Origin of the sequence: Stenotrophomonas sp. P2112, assembly GCF_041897515.1 — a bacterium.
Taxonomy (GTDB): domain Bacteria; phylum Pseudomonadota; class Gammaproteobacteria; order Xanthomonadales; family Xanthomonadaceae; genus Stenotrophomonas; species Stenotrophomonas sepilia.
In genome coordinates this window covers 2,494,183-2,512,155 of sequence record NZ_CP169216.1, presented here as the reverse complement: position 1 = coordinate 2,512,155, position 17,973 = coordinate 2,494,183, and the positions used below count along the sequence as shown (strand labels likewise).

At 65.9% G+C, this 17,973-nt stretch carries 15 protein-coding genes; 9 read left to right on the top strand and 6 right to left on the bottom strand.

Annotated elements, in window-relative coordinates:
- Positions 1-4 precede the first annotated feature (4 nt).
- On the bottom strand, positions 5-856 hold the full coding sequence (locus tag ACEPA4_RS11680; protein ID WP_005416961.1) for a LysR family transcriptional regulator: 852 nt from the start codon (positions 854-856) through the stop codon (positions 5-7).
- Between the two features lie 158 nt (positions 857-1,014).
- Between ACEPA4_RS11680 and ACEPA4_RS11675 the strand changes: the two genes are divergently transcribed.
- The 4 genes from ACEPA4_RS11675 to betT all read left to right on the top strand — a co-directional run bounded on the left by ACEPA4_RS11675 (position 1,015) and on the right by betT (position 4,344).
- A complete protein-coding gene (locus ACEPA4_RS11675) occupies positions 1,015-1,368 on the top strand; it encodes an SMR family transporter (RefSeq protein WP_005416959.1) in 354 nt (117 codons plus the stop codon).
- Positions 1,368-1,691 (top strand): multidrug efflux SMR transporter, encoded by a 324-nt coding sequence (locus ACEPA4_RS11670; RefSeq protein ID WP_065179190.1) that lies wholly within the window; start codon positions 1,368-1,370, stop codon positions 1,689-1,691. Before ACEPA4_RS11675 ends, ACEPA4_RS11670 begins: the two co-directional genes overlap by 1 nt.
- Before the next feature lie 96 nt (positions 1,692-1,787).
- Positions 1,788-2,168, top strand: coding sequence for a VOC family protein (locus ACEPA4_RS11665; RefSeq protein WP_374082853.1), 381 nt, complete (start codon positions 1,788-1,790; stop codon positions 2,166-2,168).
- A gap of 196 nt (positions 2,169-2,364) precedes the next feature.
- On the top strand, positions 2,365-4,344 hold the full coding sequence (betT, locus tag ACEPA4_RS11660; RefSeq protein WP_005416952.1) for a choline BCCT transporter BetT: 1,980 nt from the start codon (positions 2,365-2,367) through the stop codon (positions 4,342-4,344).
- A gap of 66 nt (positions 4,345-4,410) precedes the next feature.
- On the opposite strand, the gene ACEPA4_RS11655 is transcribed toward betT, so the two are convergent.
- Entirely contained in the window at positions 4,411-7,038 is a 2,628-nt protein-coding gene (locus ACEPA4_RS11655; RefSeq protein WP_164229992.1) for a TonB-dependent receptor, read from the bottom strand.
- Between the two features lie 216 nt (positions 7,039-7,254).
- Positions 7,255-8,232, bottom strand: a complete 978-nt coding sequence (locus ACEPA4_RS11650; RefSeq protein ID WP_374082852.1) for a zinc-binding dehydrogenase — start codon at positions 8,230-8,232, stop codon at positions 7,255-7,257.
- 433 nt (positions 8,233-8,665) lie between these two features.
- Between ACEPA4_RS11650 and ACEPA4_RS11645 the strand changes: the two genes are divergently transcribed.
- The 4 genes from ACEPA4_RS11645 to ACEPA4_RS11630 all read left to right on the top strand — a co-directional run bounded on the left by ACEPA4_RS11645 (position 8,666) and on the right by ACEPA4_RS11630 (position 12,932).
- On the top strand, positions 8,666-11,029 hold the full coding sequence (locus tag ACEPA4_RS11645) for a ribonucleoside-diphosphate reductase subunit alpha (RefSeq protein WP_065185720.1): 2,364 nt from the start codon (positions 8,666-8,668) through the stop codon (positions 11,027-11,029).
- Between the two features lie 71 nt (positions 11,030-11,100).
- Positions 11,101-12,141 carry a ribonucleotide-diphosphate reductase subunit beta gene (locus ACEPA4_RS11640; protein WP_005416944.1) on the top strand — a complete coding sequence of 347 codons (1,041 nt, stop codon included), beginning with the start codon at positions 11,101-11,103 and terminating at the stop codon, positions 12,139-12,141.
- Positions 12,142-12,166: 25 nt separating this feature from the next.
- Positions 12,167-12,634: a flavodoxin gene (locus ACEPA4_RS11635; RefSeq protein WP_081275779.1), complete on the top strand. Its 468-nt coding sequence runs from the start codon at positions 12,167-12,169 to the stop codon at positions 12,632-12,634.
- Positions 12,606-12,932 (top strand): thioredoxin family protein, encoded by a 327-nt coding sequence (locus ACEPA4_RS11630; RefSeq protein ID WP_005416939.1) that lies wholly within the window; start codon positions 12,606-12,608, stop codon positions 12,930-12,932. The genes ACEPA4_RS11635 and ACEPA4_RS11630 overlap by 29 nt, the downstream gene beginning before the upstream one ends.
- A gap of 86 nt (positions 12,933-13,018) precedes the next feature.
- Here the strand turns inward: ACEPA4_RS11630 and ACEPA4_RS11625 are convergent, their stop codons facing one another.
- Entirely contained in the window at positions 13,019-14,350 is a 1,332-nt protein-coding gene (locus tag ACEPA4_RS11625; RefSeq protein ID WP_053500922.1) for an Nramp family divalent metal transporter, read from the bottom strand.
- A gap of 117 nt (positions 14,351-14,467) precedes the next feature.
- Here ACEPA4_RS11625 and mntR point away from each other — a divergent pair, with 117 nt between their 5' ends.
- On the top strand, positions 14,468-14,932 hold the full coding sequence (gene mntR / locus ACEPA4_RS11620; RefSeq protein ID WP_005416934.1) for a manganese-binding transcriptional regulator MntR: 465 nt from the start codon (positions 14,468-14,470) through the stop codon (positions 14,930-14,932).
- A gap of 78 nt (positions 14,933-15,010) precedes the next feature.
- On the opposite strand, the gene ACEPA4_RS11615 is transcribed toward mntR, so the two are convergent.
- Together ACEPA4_RS11615 and ACEPA4_RS11610 are read right to left on the bottom strand one after the other, a co-directional pair.
- Positions 15,011-15,559: a thioredoxin-like domain-containing protein gene (locus tag ACEPA4_RS11615; RefSeq protein WP_065185719.1), complete on the bottom strand. Its 549-nt coding sequence runs from the start codon at positions 15,557-15,559 to the stop codon at positions 15,011-15,013.
- Positions 15,549-17,708 (bottom strand): TonB-dependent receptor plug domain-containing protein, encoded by a 2,160-nt coding sequence (locus ACEPA4_RS11610; protein WP_374082851.1) that lies wholly within the window; start codon positions 17,706-17,708, stop codon positions 15,549-15,551. Before ACEPA4_RS11610 ends, ACEPA4_RS11615 begins: the two co-directional genes overlap by 11 nt.
- Positions 17,709-17,973 lie beyond the last annotated feature (265 nt).

The window sequence follows — 17,973 nt, the reverse complement described above, 5'->3', positions numbered from 1 at the left end:
CGTATCACCCCAACGCGTCGGCCCACCACAGTGCGGCCGGTCCCGGCGGCGCGTCGCGGCGCCAGAGCAGGTCGCTGTGGATGCGCCGCGGCCAGCCGGGCAGCGTCAGTTCCACCAGTCGCCCGCGGTCATAACGTTGCACCAGTGCCCGCGGCAGCTCGGCCCAGCCGATGCCGTCCTCGGCCATCTCCATCACCATCAGATAGTCGGTGGCGGTCCAGGCCAGGCCGGTGACGATGTGGGATTGATCGACCTCCGCACTCAATCGCACCTGCCGGTGCCGCGCCAGCTGTGCGGCGCTGCGACGGCCGGCGCTGGCCAGTGGGTGCTCGCGCGCCACGTACACCGACAGTTCGCTGTGATGGGCCAACGGCCGGGCCATCAGGCCATCCGGATAGCTTTCCTGTTGCGGCAGCAGGCCCAGCGCGGCGCGGCCACTGCCGACCAGCTCCAGCACGTCATCGCCTTCGGCATCCAGCCATTCCAGTTCGATCTCCGGGAATGCTTCGGCAAAGCGCTGCAGCACGCGCTGCTCCGGATCGAGCTGGTACACGTCGGAGAACACCACGGTCAGCCGCGCTTCGACCGGCGCGGCCAGGCGCACACTCAACTGCTGCAGGCGGGCATCGGCGGCGAGGATTTCCTGGGCATGGCCGAGCACCTGGCGCCCGGCCTCGGTCAACCGGGGGTAGCGCCCGCTGCGGTCGAACAGGCTCACGCCCAGGTCGGCCTCCAGATGGGCAATGGCGGTACTGACCGTTGACTGGGTCTTGCGCAGGCGGCGCGCCGCCGCCGAGAACGAGCCCAGCGCGGCCGCTTCCACGAAGGCCTGCAGGGATTCGGGGGAATAGGGCATTGATCCATCGCTCCTGTCGATGGGATCCATTTTGGTGCCACCGTAAAAGGCGATGATACTGGCCGCCGTCGCCCCTGTCTGCGGGCGTTCCGGACCCTCCACGCATGCCGTGGACCCATTGAAGAGGCGGCGCGGTCCCCGCCTGCAAGGAGCTTCACATGTCCCGTACTGTTCCCGCCCGTGGCGCGCTGGCCGCCTGGGCCTGCCTGACCGTGGCGATCATCGCCGAGGTGGTCGGCACCTCGTTCATGGCCCATGCCGCCCGCGACGGCGGCTGGAGCGGCTATCTGATCATGGCCGGCGCGTTGGCGCTGTCCTACTTCTTCCTGGCGCAGTCGGTGCGCCGCATTGCTGTAGGCGTGGCCTACGCGGTGTGGGAAGGCCTTGGCCTGACCCTGCTGACCGTGGTCGGCCTCACTGTGTTCGGCGAGAGCCTGTCGCTGCAGCAGCTGGCCGGCCTGATGCTGGCCGTGGCCGGCATCGTCTGCGTCACCCTCGGGGAGGCGCACTGATGAACACCCTGGCCCTGTTTTTCGTGATCTGCTCGGCGCTGATCGACGTCGCCGCCAACATGATGGTGGCCAAGTCGGAAGGTTTCCGTCGTTGGCGCTGGGGCGTCGGTGCGATCGTCCTGGTCTGGATCGCCTTCGCCCTGCTGGGCCAGGCCGTGCGCTACATGGATCTGGCCACGGCCTATGCGATGTGGGGGGCGATCGGCGTGATCGGCACCGCCAGCTGCGGCCGCCTGTTGTTCGGCAACCGCCTGCGGCCGATCGGCTGGGTCGGCATCGGTCTGGTCACGGCGGCGGTACTGCTGCTCAGCACCGCCAAGTAGCAGCACGCCCGGACGCGAGCGGGGCGGCGATGGTGCAGCGATTTGCGAAGTCGCCCGCGCTCATCGACACTGCGGTTTTCCACATGGAGTGCCCGCATGTTCAGCCACATCACCGTAGGGACGAACGACATGGATGCCGCACATCGCTTCTACGACGCCCTGTTCGCCGCGATGGACGCGCGTGCGGGCGTATTCGACGAGAAGGGACGGCTGCTGTACTTCAAGGATGGACGGATGTTCGGTGTAACCGCGCCGATCGATGGGCAGCCAGCGTGCCATGCCAACGGCGGCACCATCGGTTTCAGTCTGGGCAGTGCAGAGGCCGTGCGTGCCTGGCAGGAAGCTGGAGTGGCTCACGGTGGCAGCGCCATCGAAGATCCGCCCGGCGTCCGCAACATGTCCGGTCGGCAGGTGTTCCTGGCCTATCTGCGTGACCCGGATGGCAACAAGCTGTGTGCGGTGCATGTAATGTCGTGATCGGACAGGATGCGCGTGGCCGCGCCGCAGGCGGTGCGCGCGGCCCGCGCAAGCAAGGGTGCGTCGCAGCGCGCGCGTGATACCACGGAATGAGCGGACGGGCCTGCGACCACAGGCCGCAACTTCATGCTCTGTCCACTGCGGTTCAGCCAGAATCGGTCGGCTAACCCTTTGATCTTCCGGAGAACGCCGCCCCATGGAAGTACTGGAGCCGCAACAATCCCCGGTGCGCACCCTTCGGCCTGTGTTCGCCTTCGCGGCGATCGTTGTCGTGGCGTTCGCGCTGTTCGTCAGCCTGTTCCCGCTCGGCGCGGGCCGCCTTCTGCTCAAGGCACAGGACTGGGCCGCCCTCAACGTCGGCTGGTACTACCTGCTGGCCATGACCCTGTACCTGGTGTTCGTGGTGGGCGTGGCGTTGTCCAAGTACGGTGGCATCAAGCTGGGTGCCGACCATGACGAGCCGGAGTTCAGTTACCTCTCATGGGCCGGCATGCTGTTCGCCGCCGGCATCAGCATCACCCTGTTCTTCTTCTGCGTATCCGAACCGCTGACCCACTACCTGCAGCCGCCGCAGGGCGATCCGGCCGCAGGCGAGGCTGGCGCGCGCCAGGCCATGCAGCTGCTGTTCCTGCACTGGGGCCTGCACGGCTGGGGCGTGTTCGCGCTGGCGGCGATGGCGATGGCCTACTTCGCCTATCGCCACAACCTGCCACTGGCCCTGCGCTCTGCGCTGTACCCACTGATCGGCAAGCGCATCAATGGCCCGATCGGCTACACCGTGGATGCGCTGGGCATCGTCGCCACCGTATTCGGCATCGGTGCCGACATGGGCTTCGGCGTGCTGCACCTCAATGCCGGCCTCTCGCACCTGTTCGACATTCCGCACTCCAACCTGGTGCAGATCATCCTGGTGGTCAGCATGATGGGCGCGGCCGTGGCCGTGGCCGTGTCCGGCGTCGAGAAGGGCGTGCGCTGGATGGCCAACATCAACATGCTGCTGGCGATCGCGCTGGTGCTGTTCATGCTGTTCGCCGGGCCGACGCAGTACCTGTTCAGCACGCTGATGCAGAACCTGGGCGACTACCTGGGCAGCGTGGTCGGCAAGAGTTTCGATGTGTACGCCTATGGCGGCCGACCGGAATGGCTGGGCGGCTGGACGGTGTTCTACTGGGCCTGGTGGATCGGCTGGGCACCGTTCGTCGGCCTGTTCATCGCGCGCATCTCACGTGGCCGTACCATCCGCGAATTCGTGTTCGGGGTGCTGCTGATCCCGCTCGGCTTCACCCTGGCCTGGCTGTCGATCTTCGGCAACAGCGCGCTGGACCAGGTGCTCCACCACGGCCAGCAGCAACTGGCGCAGCTGGCGGTGGATGACCCACCGACCGTGTTGTATGCACTGCTGGATGGCTACCCGTGGAGCCGCACGGTGATCGCGGTGACGGTGCTGGTGAGCTTCATCTTCTTCGTGACCTCCGCTGATTCGGGAGCGGTGGTGTTGTCCACGCTGTCGTCGCATGGTGGATCACCCGAAGACGATGGTCCGCGCTGGCTGCGCGTGTTCTGGGGCACAGTGATTGCGGTGCTGACCGCAGGGTTGTTGCTGGCCGGCAGCATCGATGCATTGAAATCGGCGGTGGTGCTGGCATCGCTGCCGTTCTCGGCGATCCTGCTGCTGATGATGTGGGGCCTGACCCGCGCGTTCAGTGACGAGTCGCACCGCAAGCGCGCGCTGCAGTACCGGCCGTCGCCGTTGATCGGAGACGATCGCCATCATCAGGGCTGGCGCCAGCGCCTGAGCCAGGCCATGCACTTCCCGGTGCGCGACCAGGTCTACCGCTTCATGGATGACACCGTGAAGCCGGCGATGGAGGCGGTGGCCGAACAGCTGCGCGGGCAGGGTTGGGATGTATCCACCCGCTTCGAGGCCGGCGACATGGAGCTGACGGTGAACCACGGCGAGCAGCAGGACTTCCTGTACCGGGTGATCCTGAGCGGCTACCTGACCCCGTCGTTTGCCGCGCAGCAACTGCGCAACCAGCGCTACTACCGCGCCGAGGTGCATCTGTTCGAAGGCAGCCAGGACTACGACCTGGTGGGCTACAGCCGCAAGCAGATCATCAACGACATCATCAGCCAGTACGAACGGCACCTGCAGTTCCTGCACCTGAGCCGGTGATGGTAGTGCCGGCCGCTGGCCGGCAACGCGAACGGGGCGGCGCATCATCGCCGCCCCGTTGGCGCATCAGAACCGGTAGCGCGCACCCAGCGAGACGAACTGTCCGCGCAGGTTGTACTGGCTGATGTCGAAGCCGTTGGAACCGCCAGCCGGATCGAACGGCGGATCCTTGTCGGTCAGGTTCAGCACCGACAGCGACAGCGTGGTATTCGGAATTCCCTCGTACGCCACGTAAAGGTCCAGCTGGTGATACGGCTTGACGCGGTTACGCAGCCCCGGATTGCTGGTCGCCGTCGCCACGCGCTGGTCGTAGCCGCTCACGTACTGCAGGCTCAGCGTGCTGCTCCAGTCGCCCACCGCCCAGTTCAATGAGGTGGTGCCGCGCGTACGCGGCAGTGCGCCGTGGCGGTTGTTGCCGGCGCCTTCGTACGGCGACTGGCCAGCCACCAGCGGCTGCTTGAAGCTCAGCAGGTGGGTCCAGCTGCCGGCCACGGTGAAGTTGCCCCAGCCGTGGGTACGGAAGGTGCGGCTGGCGTCCAGGTCCAGCCCCGAGGTGGTCAACTCGCCCTGGTTGGCATACTGGTTGGAGATGAACTGGATGCGTCCCTGCGCATCACGTTGCACGCGGCCCGGGAACAGGGTCGGGTTGTCGACGATGAACTGCGCGCTGTCCGGCTTGACCAGGTTGTCCTGCTCGATGCGGTACCAGTCCAGGCCGATGCTGGTATCACCATCCGGAGACCACACCGCACCCACGTTGAAGTTGCGCGAGCGTTCGGCCTTCAGGTCGGGGTTGCCGGTGCGGATGTTGGTGACGCCACGGCTGCCGCCGGGCTGCAGCGGATCCAGCGGATCGATCACCGAGCCGTAGCTGACGGTCTGGCCCGGCGCGATCTCCGGCAGCGAGGGGGCGCGGAAGCCACGCGAGAACGAACCACGCAGCAGCAGGCTGTCCAGCGGCTGCCAGCGCAGCGCCACCTTCGGCGAGAACGCCTTGCCGAAGTCGTCATAGTGATCGCCGCGGCCGGCCACCTGCAGCTCCAACGTGCGGTGCAGTGGCACGCTCAGTTCGGCATAGGCGGCACTGACCTGGCGCTCGCCGTTGACCACGTTGATGGCCGGGCGCAGTTCGGTGCCCGACAGCACCTGCGCGCTGGTGCGCGCGTCAAGCGATTCCTTGCGGAACTCGGCACCCCAGGCAAAGCCGACCGTACCGGCCGGCATCTGCCACAGCGAGGTCGAGGCCTTCAGGTTCAACGCGTGCAGCTTGTACCAGCCTGGCCGCTTGGTCTGCAGACGCAGTGCATCCAGCGCGCCCGGCGTGGCGGACGGGTTGAGGAAGTTGTAGCTTCCGTCGCGCAGGATCTGTTCGAACGCATAGCGGTTGACGAAATTGTCGACGTACTCGCGCTGCGCGCTCTGCGAGGTCAGCGCCGCGACTTCCCAGTCCCAGCGTTCACCGCTGCCGCGCACGCCGGCCAGGGCACGGTAGAACACCTGCGTGTTGTCCTTCAGGCGCGGGCCGAGATCGAAGAAGGTGTACTCGAACGGCAGCGGCGTGCTGCCCGGGTTGTTCGGGTGGCCGACCGGCAGCACCGCCGGCACGTCAATCAGCGTGCCGGTGGCCGGGTTGTACGCGCGCAGGCCGGGGCCGACGGTCAGCGGCGCGCTGAAGATCTGGTCGGCCTTGTTGTGGCTGTACAGCATATCGGCGAAGGCCTCGACGCTGTCATTGAAGCGGTAGGTTGCACTCAACGAGGCCTGCAGGCGCTCGGCGCCGGGTTGCAGGGTCTTGAACGGCTGCGCATTGAAGGCGCAGGCCTGGCCGGGCAGGGTACTGCCGAAGTCGCTGTACGGGCGCAGCTGGCTGCCCTCGGGGCAGTTGGCGAACGGCTGAGGTGCACGTGGGTTGGACAGCCAGTTGCCACCGGCGGTGGACCAGCCGGCCAGGCGTCCGCCGGGCTTGTCGCGGAAATCGCCGCTGCGGGTATAGGCGCGCTGGTCGGCGTCGAGGCGATCACGCTTGAGCAGGTCCAAGCCGAACAGCACGTTCCAGCCCTGCTGTTCGAGGTCGCCGAAGCCGGCCAGCAGGTTGGCCTTGCGTTCGTTCAGGCCGCCCTGGGTGGCGGTACCGAAGCCGCCACCCACTTCCACGCCCTGGAAGTTCCTGCGCAGGATGATGTTGATGACACCTGCGATGGCATCGGAGCCATACACCGCCGAAGCACCATCCTTGAGCACTTCGATGCGCTCGACTGCGCTGATCGGCAGCGCGTTGAGGTCGACGAACGTGTCCTGGGTATTGAGCGCGAAGCCGAAGTTGGATACGCGGTAGCCGTTGACCAGCACCAGCGTGTTCTTCGGCGACAGGCCACGCAGGCCGATCGATGCAGAGCCGGCGGCGAAGCTGCCCGTGTACTGCTCGTCGAAGCTGTTGCCGGCATTGGCCGACAGATTGCGCAGCACGTCGGTGAGGGTGGAGCGGCCGGTCTGCTCGATCTGTTCACGGCTGACGATCTGCACCGGGTTGGGCCCGGCGGTATCGCTGCGCTTGATGTTGGAGCCGGTCACCAGCACGGCGCCGAGGGTGGTGCTGTCCTTGCCGGCATCGGTGGTTTCAGAGGCGCTGGCGGTGCCAGCAGTGAGGCCCAGCGCGATCGCGCCGGCAAGCAGGTTCAGGGTGGTGCGGTACATGGAAGCGGCAACGCCGAACGGGGGGGAGCCGTCAGTACCGCATGCAGGTACCTGCGCCTTCCAATGACGAAAGCGCATTCAGTTATACATCACAGGTTCTTAACGAGCCGACTCGGTGGGTGCGGACCGTTGGTCCGCACTCCTCCTGGGGGTCACTCCTCCTGGGGGTCAGATCCCATTCCGTTGGAAAAGGATCTGACCCCGGTTGTCCGGCCATCACGGCCGCAGCAGCACCTTGCCGTTACGGCCCGAACCGGCGCCCGCCTTCGCCGCTTGGGCGATATCGTCCAGCGCGAAGATCTGCTCCACCGGCAAGGTCAGTTCGCCGCTGGCCGCGCGCTTGAGCAGCTCGCCGACCAGCCGGCGCTTGTCCTCCACCGCCATCGCCTGGCTGACCTTGCTGCCCCAGAAGCCCTTCACCGTGGCCTCCTTGTAGATCAGGCCGCCGGCGGGAATGTGCATCGGTTCGCCACTCATCACACCGAACGACACCAGCGTGCCGTGGTGGCCGAGCAGGTCGACGAGATCGCCACTGGCGTCGCCGCCGATGGAATCCACTGCGGCCGCGGCCTGTGCTTCGCCGGTCGCCTCACGCACGCGATCCTTCCAGCCGTCCACCGAGGTGTCGAATACATGATCGATGCCCAGCGCCTGCAACTGCGCTACGGCCGCGGCATTGCGCACCAGGTTGGCCACGTGCACGCCGCGCGCCTTTGCCAGCATCGCCAGCGACTTGCCGACCGCGCCGTTGGCGGTGTTCTGCACGATCCACTGGCCTGCTTGGACGTGCAGGAATTCCAGCAGCATCAGCGCGCTCAGCGGCATCGCGATCAACTGTGCGGCCATCTCGTCCGGGATCGCCTCCGGCATCGGAATCACCATGCGTGCCGGTGCGACGAAGGCCTCGGCCCAGGTGCCGTGCACCGAGGCGGCGGCTACCCGCTGGCCGATCTGCAGGCCGTCCACGCCATCGCCGAGTGCATCGACCAGGCCCAGTGCTTCACTGCCACCGATCGCCGGCAATGTCGGCTTGTACCCGTAGAGGCCACGCACGGTCAGCAGGTCGTGGTTGTGGATCGAGGCCAGCACGGTGCGGATGCGCACCTCGCCGGGGCCGGGCTCGGGCAGGGCGGCATCGGCAATGGCGAGGACGTCGGCCGGGTTGCCGAAGGAGGAGTACTGGGCAGCGCGCATGGGGCGGTGTTCCGGGGAAAGTGGATGTTGTACCGAACTGGGGACGCAGGGCATGTCGACAAGGCGTCACCGCTGCAACACGGCATCCTGCGACTGATCGTCGCGGCATGTCGTGATTACCGCATCTTGTGTTGACGGTGCGCGTCATCCCCACTATGTTGTGGCTGTCACTCCCGGTCAGCCGCCGCCGCCGGACATGCAGCAAACGTCCCGCGGCCCGCCCCTGAAGGCTTGCCGTGTCGACGCGGCCGCCATCGTGCGGACGCAGGTCGCCCCCCACGGCCCGGATACCGGCCGCAGGCGCAGGCAGATGCCGACGACCTACGTTCCCGCACCCTGGCAATCCACCCGTTCGCCCCGTGCGCCGGTATCGCGTCCAGGGCCGCCATGGCATCGAGCGCCAATGCGCGTGCGAGCCTGGAGTTTCACCACCATGACCGACAGTACCTTCCGCGTGGCCGATCCGGCCGGCGCTGGCGACGCCTTGCGCGCCGGTGGCGAGCGCGTACCGACCTGGATCACCAAGGAGGCCGGCAACCGCCGCCTGCCGTTCGACGCCGAGCGCCTGCAGCGCAGCATCGATGCCGTGCATGCCGAGTTCCCGCAGCTGGATGTGAGCGACTACCGCCGCGTGGTGCAGGCAATGGTCGAGCGCAAGCCCAGCATCAGCGCCGATGACCTGGTCGATCTGTTGATCCGCGAGGCCGAATCGCGGGTGGACCTGGTCGCGCCCGAGTGGGAACAGTTCGCCGCGCGCATCTACCTGCGCCGCCTGTACAAGCGTGCCAGCCGCAACCGCTTCTACGATGTCAGCCTGAAGTACGGCTCTTACGTGGGCCTGCAGGAAAGCCTGGCTGACCGCGGCATCTACAGCAACGACATCCTGCGCTGCTATTCGAAGGAAGAGCTGCAGCAGGCCGGTGAGATGATCGATCCGGAACGCGACCGCCTGTTCGCCTACAACGGCCTGTACCTGCTGGCCACCCGCTATCTGGCCAGCGACCGCAGCCGCGAGGTCTATGAACTGCCGCAGGAGCGCTGGCTGACCATTGCGCTGTACCTGATGCAGGAGGAAAAGCCGCGCGAACGCCGCATGCAGCTGGTTGGCGAGGCGTACTGGGCGCTGTCCAACCTGTACATGACCGTGGCCACGCCGACGCTGGCAAATGCCGGCAAGGTGGGCGGCCAGCTGTCCAGCTGCTTCATCGACACGGTGGACGACAGCCTGCAGGGCATCTATGACTCCAACACCGATATCGCGCGCGTGTCCAAGCACGGCGGCGGCGTCGGTGCCTACCTGGGCTACGTGCGCAGCAGCGGCGCACCGATCCGTGGCGTGGCCAACTCCTCCGGCGGCGTGGTGCCGTGGATCAAGCAGCTCAACAACACGGCGGTGTCGGTTGATCAGCTTGGCCAGCGCAAGGGCGCAGTGGCGGTGTACCTGGACATCTGGCATCGCGACATCGAAGCCTTCATGGACCTGCGCCTGAACAACGGCGACCAGCGCCTGCGCGCGCACGATGTGTTCACCTCGGTGTGCGTACCCGACCTGTTCATGGAAGCGGTGGAACGCCGCGCCGACTGGTACCTGTTCGACCCGCACGAGGTGAAGCAGGCCAAGGGCTGGTACCTGCAGGACTTCTACGATGAGAAGCGCGGTTCGGGCAGCTTCCGCGACCGCTATGCCGAGCTGGTGGCCGATGAGCGCATCAGCCGCCGAACGGTGAAGGCCATCGATCTGTTCAAGCGGATCATGCTCAGCCAGCTGGAAACCGGCAACCCGTTCCTGTTCTACCGCGACGAGGTCAATCGCAGGAACCCGAACAAGCACGCGGGCATGATCTATTCCAGCAACCTGTGCACCGAGATCCTGCAGAACATGAGCCCGACGCGGATGATCCAGGAGATCGTCAGCGGCGACCAGATCGTCACCACGCGCCGTGCGGGCGACTTCGTGGTCTGCAACCTGTCCTCGATCAACCTCGGCCGGGCGATCAGTGCGCCGGATGACCTGCTGGCCACCGATGTGCTGGAGCGCCTGATCCCGATCCAGGTGCGCATGCTCGACAACGTGATCGACCTCAATGCGTTGCCAGTGCCGCAGGCCACGATCACCAACCGCAAGTACCGCGCCATCGGCCTGGGCACGTTCGGTTGGCACCACCTGCTGGCGCAGCAGGCGATCCAGTGGGAATCTCCGGATGCCGAAGAATTGGCCGACCGTCTCTACGAACGCATCAACTTCCTGACCATCCAGGCCAGCGCGCAACTGGCGCAGGAGAAGGGCAGCTACCCGATGTTCGCGGGCAGCGACTGGCACAACGGGCGCTACTTCCGTGACCGCGACTACACTGGCGCCGCATGGGACAGCCTGGCCCGCGAGGTCGCCACGCACGGCCTGCGCAACGGATGGCTGCTGGCCGTGGCGCCGAACATGAGCACCGCGCAGATTGCCGGTTCCACCGCTTCGATCGACCCGATCTACAGCGCGCTCTACTACGAGGAGAAGAAGGACTTCCGGCGGCCGGTGGCAGCACCGGGACTGTCGCTGGAGACCTGGCCGTACTACGAGAAGGGCGCCTACAAGGTCGACCAGTTCGCCAGCGTGCGCCAGAACGCGCGCCGCCAGCGGCATGTCGACCAGTCGATCAGTTTCAACCTGTACGTGCCCAGCACCATCCGTGCGAGCACGCTGCTGGAGCTGCACCTGAGCGCCTGGCGCGAAGGCCTGAAGACCACCTATTACGTGCGCTCCAACGACATCGACATCAGCGAATGCGAGTGGTGCGCCAGCTGACCACCGGCGACCCACGGTAGTGCCGGCCGCTGGCCGGCAACACGATAGAAAGAGAACGAAGGCAGAAGCCCATGGCAACCCCCCTCGACCGCATCAAGATCCTCGAACCGCGCCATCCCAACCGCAGCACCGGCATCATCAACGGCCAGACCAGCGGCATCCTCAACTGGAACGATATCCCGTACCCGTCGTTCTATCGGGCCTACAAGGAGCTGTCGACCAACTTCTGGATTCCCGACGAAGTGGACATGAAGCTGGATGCGCGCCAGTACGGCGAGCTGTCAGGGCGCGAAAAGAACGCCTACGATTCAATCATCGGCCTGCTGGCCACGCTGGATTCACCGCAGACGCGCTTCATCTACAACGTGGCCGAGTACATCACCGACCCGGCCGCGCATGCCAACGCAGCCATCATCGGCCAGCAGGAAGTGATCCACAACGAGAGCTACAGCTACGTGCTGGCCTCGATCACCGACCTGCCGAACCAGAACCGGATCTTCGAGATCGCCCGCACCCACCCGACCATCATCAAGCGCAATGCCCCGATCATGGGTGCGTACGACGACTTCATGCGCGAGAAGACCGCCGAGACCCTGCTCAAGTCGTTGATCCAGTCCTCGATCCTGGAGGGCATCAATTTCTATTCCGGGTTCGCGTACTTCTACAACATGGTGCGGCAGAACCGCATGAACGGCACCGGCAAGATCATCAGCTTCATCAATCGCGACGAGCTGGCCCATACCAAGTTCATCAGCGAGCTGATCCGCGCCATCATCGGCGAGAACCCGGAGCTGCAGACCAACGAGCTGACCGCCTATGTGCACCAGTCATTCGAACATGCCATCGAACTTGAGACGCAGTGGTCGTCAGAGGTGCTGGATGGCATCGATGGCATCGACGTGGACGAGATGGTGCGCTACGTGAAGTACCGCGCCAACAAGATGGCCGGCATGCTCGGCATCGAGCGCCTGTACAGCGACACCACCGACAACGTGATGCCTTGGATCAGGGCCTACGCCGACAACTTCACCGAGACCAAGACCGACTTTTTCGAGATGCGCAATGCAAGTTACAAGAAGACCAACGTCGACAACGGCTTCGACGACCTCTGAGCCCGGCACCGCGCTGAGCATCCTGATGGTGGTCGCCTCCTTGAGCGGCAACACCCGCGAGCTCGGCCGGCAGATCGCCGAGCGCTGCCGCGCCGCAGGTCATGCGGTGCACTGGCAGGAGGCCGACGACCTGCGGCAGGCGCCGCCGCTGGCTGCCGGCGAGGCCGACCTGGTGCTGCTGGGCTGCTGGACCGACAACGCCGGGCGCACGCCAGCGGAGATGAAGGCGTGGGTGGCTGGCATTGCCGAGCGCGATCAGCAGCCACGCCAGCTGGCGGTGTTCGGCACCGGCGAAACGCAGTGGGGGCAGGAGTACTACTGTGGTGCCGTGCACCGGCTGATCCGCTATTTCCGCAGCGACTACCCGCCGCTGGAGATCGAACAGATGCCGCATGGCGAGCGTCATGCCGAAGCCATCGACGCCTGGACCGATGCGGTCCTGGCCCACTACTGGAGCAACCACGATGCAGATCATCGACGCCACCACGCCTGAGCAGTTCCAGCAGCTGCTGGCCGAGCACCCGCGGGTGCTGGTGGATTTCCACAAGGACCAGTGCCCCGGGTGCCGGATGCTGGAAGTGTCGCTGCACCGCGTGGCCAACAGCGTGGCGGGGCAGGGCACCACCTTGCTTCGCGTGCAGCTGGAAGTGCTGGGTGAGGCGTTCTTCAGGGAACTGGGGCTGCGGCAGACGCCGACGCTGTCCCTGTTCCGTGATGGTAACGAACGCACGCGCCTGGCCGGGTTCCAGTCGCCGCAGCAGATCGAGGCCGCGATCGCGTTACATTTGTAGAGCCGAGCCATGCTCGGCTGCTGTTCGTGCCGGGTGCGATGAGTCGAGCATGGCTCGACTCTTCAACGGCGCCTTGGCATTTCACGCTATGCGCCGTTGAAGGTATCCACCAGCAGCTTCACGTTCAACACCACGATCACCAGCGCGATCACCCAGGCGATCGCGCCCAGCCAGCGCGGGGCCACCAGCGCCCCCATCGTCACCTTGTCGGTCACGATCCGCACCAGCGGGATGATCGCGAACGGCAGCTGCATCGACAGCACCACCTGGCTCAGCACCAGCAGCTTCACCGCGCCCTGGTCGCCGAACAGCAGGATCACCACCACCACCGGAATGATCGCCAGTGCGCGGGTGATCAGCCGTCGCAGCCACGGCGGCATTCGCAGGTGCAGGAAACCTTCCATCACGATCTGGCCGGCCAGCGTCGCGGTCACCGTCGAGTTCAGGCCGGAGGCCAGCAACGCGATCGCAAACAACGTCGCCGCCGCGCCCACGCCCAGCATCGGCGCCAGCAGCTGGTGCGCCTGCTCGATGTCTTCCACGTCGAAACGACCATTGGCATGGAACACCGCCGCCGCCAGGATCAGGATGCTGGCGTTGATGAACAATGCGAGTGTCAACGCGAGAGTGCTATCGGTAACCGCCCAGCGCAGCGCACTGCGGCGGCCTTCATTGGTACGCGGGTAGGCGCGGGTCTGCACGATGGACGAATGCAGGTAGAGATTGTGCGGCATCACCGTGGCACCGATGATGCCGATCGCGATGTACAGCGCGTGCGGATCGGTCACCACCTGCGCGCGCGGAATGAAGCCTCCCAGCACCGCCATCACTGGCGGCGCAGCCATCGCGATCTGCACCACGAAGCAGGCGAAGATCACCATCAGCAGCGCGATCACGAAGGCTTCCAGCGCGCGGAAGCCGCGGTTCATCAGCAGCAGCACCAGCAGCGTATCCAGCGCAGTGATCACCGCGCCCCAGAGCAGTGGCAGGTCGAACAGCAGCTTCAGCGCGATCGCGGTGCCGATCACCTCGGCCAGGTCGCAGGCGATGATCGCCGCCTCGCACAGCGCCCACAGCGCCAGGTTCACCGGCTTCGGGTAGCGGGCGCGGCAGGCCTGCGCGAGGTCCATGCCGGTGGCGATGCCGAGCCGTGCCGACAGCGCCTGCAGGATCACCGCCATCAGGTTGGAAATGAGGATGACCGACAGCAACAGGTAGCCGAAGCGCGAACCGCCGGCGAGGTCGGTGGCCCAGTTGCCTGGGTCCATGTATCCGACCGAGATCATGTAGCCCGGACCAAGGAAGGCCAGCAGGCGGAACCACCAATGGCCCTTGTCGGGCACCGCGACCGAGGCGTTGAGCGCACCCAGGCTGGCCGGAGTGGAGGCCGAAGGGTCGCGGGGTGCCAGGGTGTTCATGGGTCCGAATATAGCTCCTGCTATAGTCATTAGCAATGTGAAACAATCGTCTTTATCGCGTTACTGGTCCAGAATTCAGGTTCAACACTGGATCACCCCGGAAGGACAGGCGCAGGCGTGGGCAAGACCGACGATTCGACATCGCTGAAAAGCACCCCCTTGATCGAGGCCGAGCGCCAGGTCGAGAGCTTCCGGCAAGTGCGCGAGGCGCACCGGATGGAACTGGTGGAGGACTATGTCGAGCTGATTTCGGACCTGCTGGCCGATGGCGGCGAGGCCCGCCAGGTCGACATTGCCACGCGCCTGGGTGTGGCCCAGCCCACCGTGGCGAAGATGCTGCGGCGCCTGGCCCGTGATGGTTGGGTGGTGCAGCGGCCGTACCGCGGCGTGTTCCTGACCCCGGAAGGCGAGGCGCTGGCCCATGCCAGCCGCCAGCGGCACCAGACCGTGGAGCGTTTCCTGCTGGCGCTGGGCGTGGACGCAGACACCGCGCGGCGCGATGCGGAGGGCATCGAGCACCATGTCAGCGAACAGACGCTGGCGTTGTTCGAGGCATTCGTGCGCAGGGCCGAGGGCGGCTGAGCCACGTTTCCTGTAGAGCCGAGCCATGCTCGGCTGCTGTTCGCGCGATGACAGGGAGCATCCACGCATGGCGTGGATCTACAATCCAGGCGGGCAGCGCGCCTGCTGTTGCGCGCACGCGCGTTTCGTCCATTCCTTCAACACTGGCTGCAGGCCTTCATAGCGCCGGCCCTGCCATCCGTTGGCCAGCACCTTCCCATCCGCATCGATCAGCACCAGGTTCGGTGGTCCCAGCCGGGCCAGTGCCTGCAGTGCGGGCATGCGCGCGGCGCGGCGCGGGTCCAGTACCGGCCACGGCATGTCCTGCGCGTGCATGTAGCGCCGCAATGCAGCCTCGCTCTCATCCAGGCTGACGTACACCACTTCGGTATCGGCGCCGGTCTCGCGCAACGCGTCGCGCACACTGCGCAGCGTGGGTACGAAGGCATGGCACGGTGCACACCAGTCGGCGCCGAAGTACAGCGCCACCAGCTTCGGTGGCGGCGACCATTGCATGGGCCGCAGTGACCGCTGTTCTGGCCGCATCAACGAGGCGGCGACCTGCGCGTGCAGGTCTGCCGCCATCGCCGGTACGGCCAGCAGGAGCGCGCCGGTCAGCAACAGCGTCCGCAGTGCTTCAGAACGCATAGCGCAGGTTGAGGTACCACGAGCGCGCGAAGCGCGGCCCGTAGACATAGTCGCTGTCCCGCAGCGCGCCCACTTCGAGGTCCTTCTGGCGCTGGTCGAATACGTTCTTGACGCCCGCAGCTACCGACACTTCCTGCTGCGCCTGTGCGCCCAGATGCCGGTGCCAGCGCGCACCAAGGTCGGTGACCAGGAACGAACGTGTGCGGTGCAGCTCGCCCAGCCGGTTGTTCAGCACCGACATCGGCCCGGTATGGCGCAGCGCGACGAAGGTCTCCCACGGTTCGGCCGGAATCCAGCTGAGCTGTGCCAGGCCGGTCCAGCGCGGTGTCTTCAGGTAGTCGCGGCTTTCGATCACGGTGTCACCGCCGTCGCCGGTGTCATCGAAGATGCGCTGCGGTTCGCGGAAGCGTGAGCGGTACCACGAGGCACCGGCGGTCAGGCGCCACTGCGGCGACGGCTGCCAGCCGAGGTTGGTTTCCGCGCCCAGCACGTTGGAGCCGGAAGCGTTGTAGCGCAGCTGGCTCAGCTGGCCGTCATCGCCGCGCTGGATCTCGCCCAGCGCGAAGGTGTCGCGGATGCGTGCATAGGAGGCGGTGGCATCCCAGCTCCACACCGGATTGGCCGGGTCCGAACGCCAGTCGAAGCCGAACAGGGTGGTCAACGCGCGTTCCTCTTTCAGACCGTCCGTGTTGCGCACGCGCACCTGCTCGCCACCCAGCGTATCGACATGCACGTCCTCGACGAAGATCTCCGGGGCACGGAAGCCGGTGGCGATGCCGGCGCGCCACTTCAGGTTCGGGGTCGCCTGCCAGGCCAGCGCGATACGCGGCGAGAACACTGCGCTGTCCAGTTCCGAGCTCTTGTCCACGCGCGCACCCAATACCAGGTCGACGTTGTCGCGCAGGCTCCACTCGTCCTGGATGAAGGCGCCGATGTTGTGGAAGGTGGCGTCTTCCAGCACCGCCAGGCGCTGGCCATCACCGGTACGATTGTCGTCGCCCAGCGCCTCGTGCTTGTACTGCACACCGAAGGCCAGTGCATGCGCGCCCAGCCGCCAGTTCAACTGGCTGTCGATGTAGTGCAGCGGGTTGTGGGTGTGGCCGTACTGGCGCCATGAACGCGAGGCCGCGCTGCCGGCCAGGTTGCGGTCAAGCTGCAACGGGTCATGGCCGGGCGCCGAGGGATCGGTGACCACGTCGCCCAGGCCGCCGTAGAAGCTGTCGCGGTCGATGTCGGCGAAGGCGTAGGCCAGGCGGAAATCGACGTCGGCGGTGATCTCCTGGTCCCACGACACACTGCCGCGGCGGTATTTCGTATCCAGCGATTCGGCGATGTTGGCCAGGTACTCTGGCTGGTCCAGGCGATTGCCGCCGCGGCGGGTTTCATCGGTCACCTGCAGGTCCAGGCGCAGCCGCGTGCCCGGCGTGGGCGCGTACCAGGCCTGCAGCCCGCCGACCTTGAGGTTCTTGCGGGTGATCTCGGTGTAGCCGTCACCGTTGTAGTCGATGCCGTTGTTCCAGTTGCGCTGGGCAATCACCGACAGACCGGCGTCTGCGTCCTTGGCGACCAGGTCCAGTCGAACGTCGGCGTTCTTCTGAGGTGTACCCTCCAGCACATCCACGCCGGCCTGCACATGGCCGCCGCTGCGCGCCGGCAGCGGCGGAATCAGGTTGATCACACCGGCAACCGCGCCCGGTCCGTACAGCGCCGATCCACCGCCCTTGACCACTTCGATGCGGTCGACGAACCCGGCCGGGATCTGTTCCAGGCCGTACACGCTGCCCAGCGTGGACAGCAGCGGGATGCCATCGAACAGGAGCTGGTTGTAGGCGCCGGGCAGGCCCAGCAGCTGTACTTCGCTGGTGTTGCAGTTCTGGCAGTTGCTCTCCACGCGCAGGCCGTTGATCAGCTCGGCGGCGCGCGAGAAGTCGGTGGCCGCGCGCAGCGCGATGTCTTCCTTGCGCAGCACTTCCGTGCGGATCGGCACGTCCGACAGCAGGCGTTCACTGCGCGTGGCGGTGCTGACCTTGACCTGCACACGGTCCAGTTCGGTCGGTTTCGGAGTGTCAGCCAGTGCAGGCAGCGGCAGGGCCAGGGTAATGGCGGCGGCCAGCGGCAACCTTCGGAAGCGGTGGGGGATAGAGCACATGAGGGCGTCGTCCTTGGGGGAAGAAAGGCGGCGAGGGCGACCTGGCTGATGCATATGGAAGTAGCGGCTTATCAATATAGCAAGTGCTATATAACGAAGCCGCAGCAATTCCGAGTGGAGCGCCGGCCGGGTCAGATCATGAGAGTGTTATAACATTACATATGGCAGCTGCAACCCTGCCGGTGGTCATGTCCGGAGGATGGAGTTGCCGTGTGGGCAGTGAGGTTGGGGTCAGAGCCCTTTCCTTTGGAAAGGGATCCGACCC

Excerpts from the sequence above, each read along its gene's own strand:
- ACEPA4_RS11645 (WP_065185720.1), top strand. The coding sequence starts at position 8,666 with ATGACCGACAGTACCTTCCGCGTGGCCGATCCGGCCGGCGCTGGCGAC.
- ACEPA4_RS11610 (WP_374082851.1), bottom strand. The coding sequence starts at position 17,708 with ATGTGCTCTATCCCCCACCGCTTCCGAAGGTTGCCGCTGGCCGCCGCC.
- ACEPA4_RS11650 (WP_374082852.1), bottom strand. The coding sequence starts at position 8,232 with ATGCGCGCTGCCCAGTACTCCTCCTTCGGCAACCCGGCCGACGTCCTC.
- ACEPA4_RS11635 (WP_081275779.1), top strand. The coding sequence starts at position 12,167 with ATGGTGGTCGCCTCCTTGAGCGGCAACACCCGCGAGCTCGGCCGGCAG.
- ACEPA4_RS11670 (WP_065179190.1), top strand. The coding sequence starts at position 1,368 with ATGAACACCCTGGCCCTGTTTTTCGTGATCTGCTCGGCGCTGATCGAC.
- ACEPA4_RS11655 (WP_164229992.1), bottom strand. The coding sequence starts at position 7,038 with ATGTACCGCACCACCCTGAACCTGCTTGCCGGCGCGATCGCGCTGGGC.
- betT (WP_005416952.1), top strand. The coding sequence starts at position 2,365 with ATGGAAGTACTGGAGCCGCAACAATCCCCGGTGCGCACCCTTCGGCCT.
- ACEPA4_RS11665 (WP_374082853.1), top strand. The coding sequence starts at position 1,788 with ATGTTCAGCCACATCACCGTAGGGACGAACGACATGGATGCCGCACAT.
- ACEPA4_RS11625 (WP_053500922.1), bottom strand. The coding sequence starts at position 14,350 with ATGAACACCCTGGCACCCCGCGACCCTTCGGCCTCCACTCCGGCCAGC.
- ACEPA4_RS11680 (WP_005416961.1), bottom strand. The coding sequence starts at position 856 with ATGCCCTATTCCCCCGAATCCCTGCAGGCCTTCGTGGAAGCGGCCGCG.
- ACEPA4_RS11640 (WP_005416944.1), top strand. The coding sequence starts at position 11,101 with ATGGCAACCCCCCTCGACCGCATCAAGATCCTCGAACCGCGCCATCCC.
- ACEPA4_RS11615 (WP_065185719.1), bottom strand. The coding sequence starts at position 15,559 with ATGCGTTCTGAAGCACTGCGGACGCTGTTGCTGACCGGCGCGCTCCTG.
- ACEPA4_RS11675 (WP_005416959.1), top strand. The coding sequence starts at position 1,015 with ATGTCCCGTACTGTTCCCGCCCGTGGCGCGCTGGCCGCCTGGGCCTGC.
- ACEPA4_RS11630 (WP_005416939.1), top strand. The coding sequence starts at position 12,606 with ATGCAGATCATCGACGCCACCACGCCTGAGCAGTTCCAGCAGCTGCTG.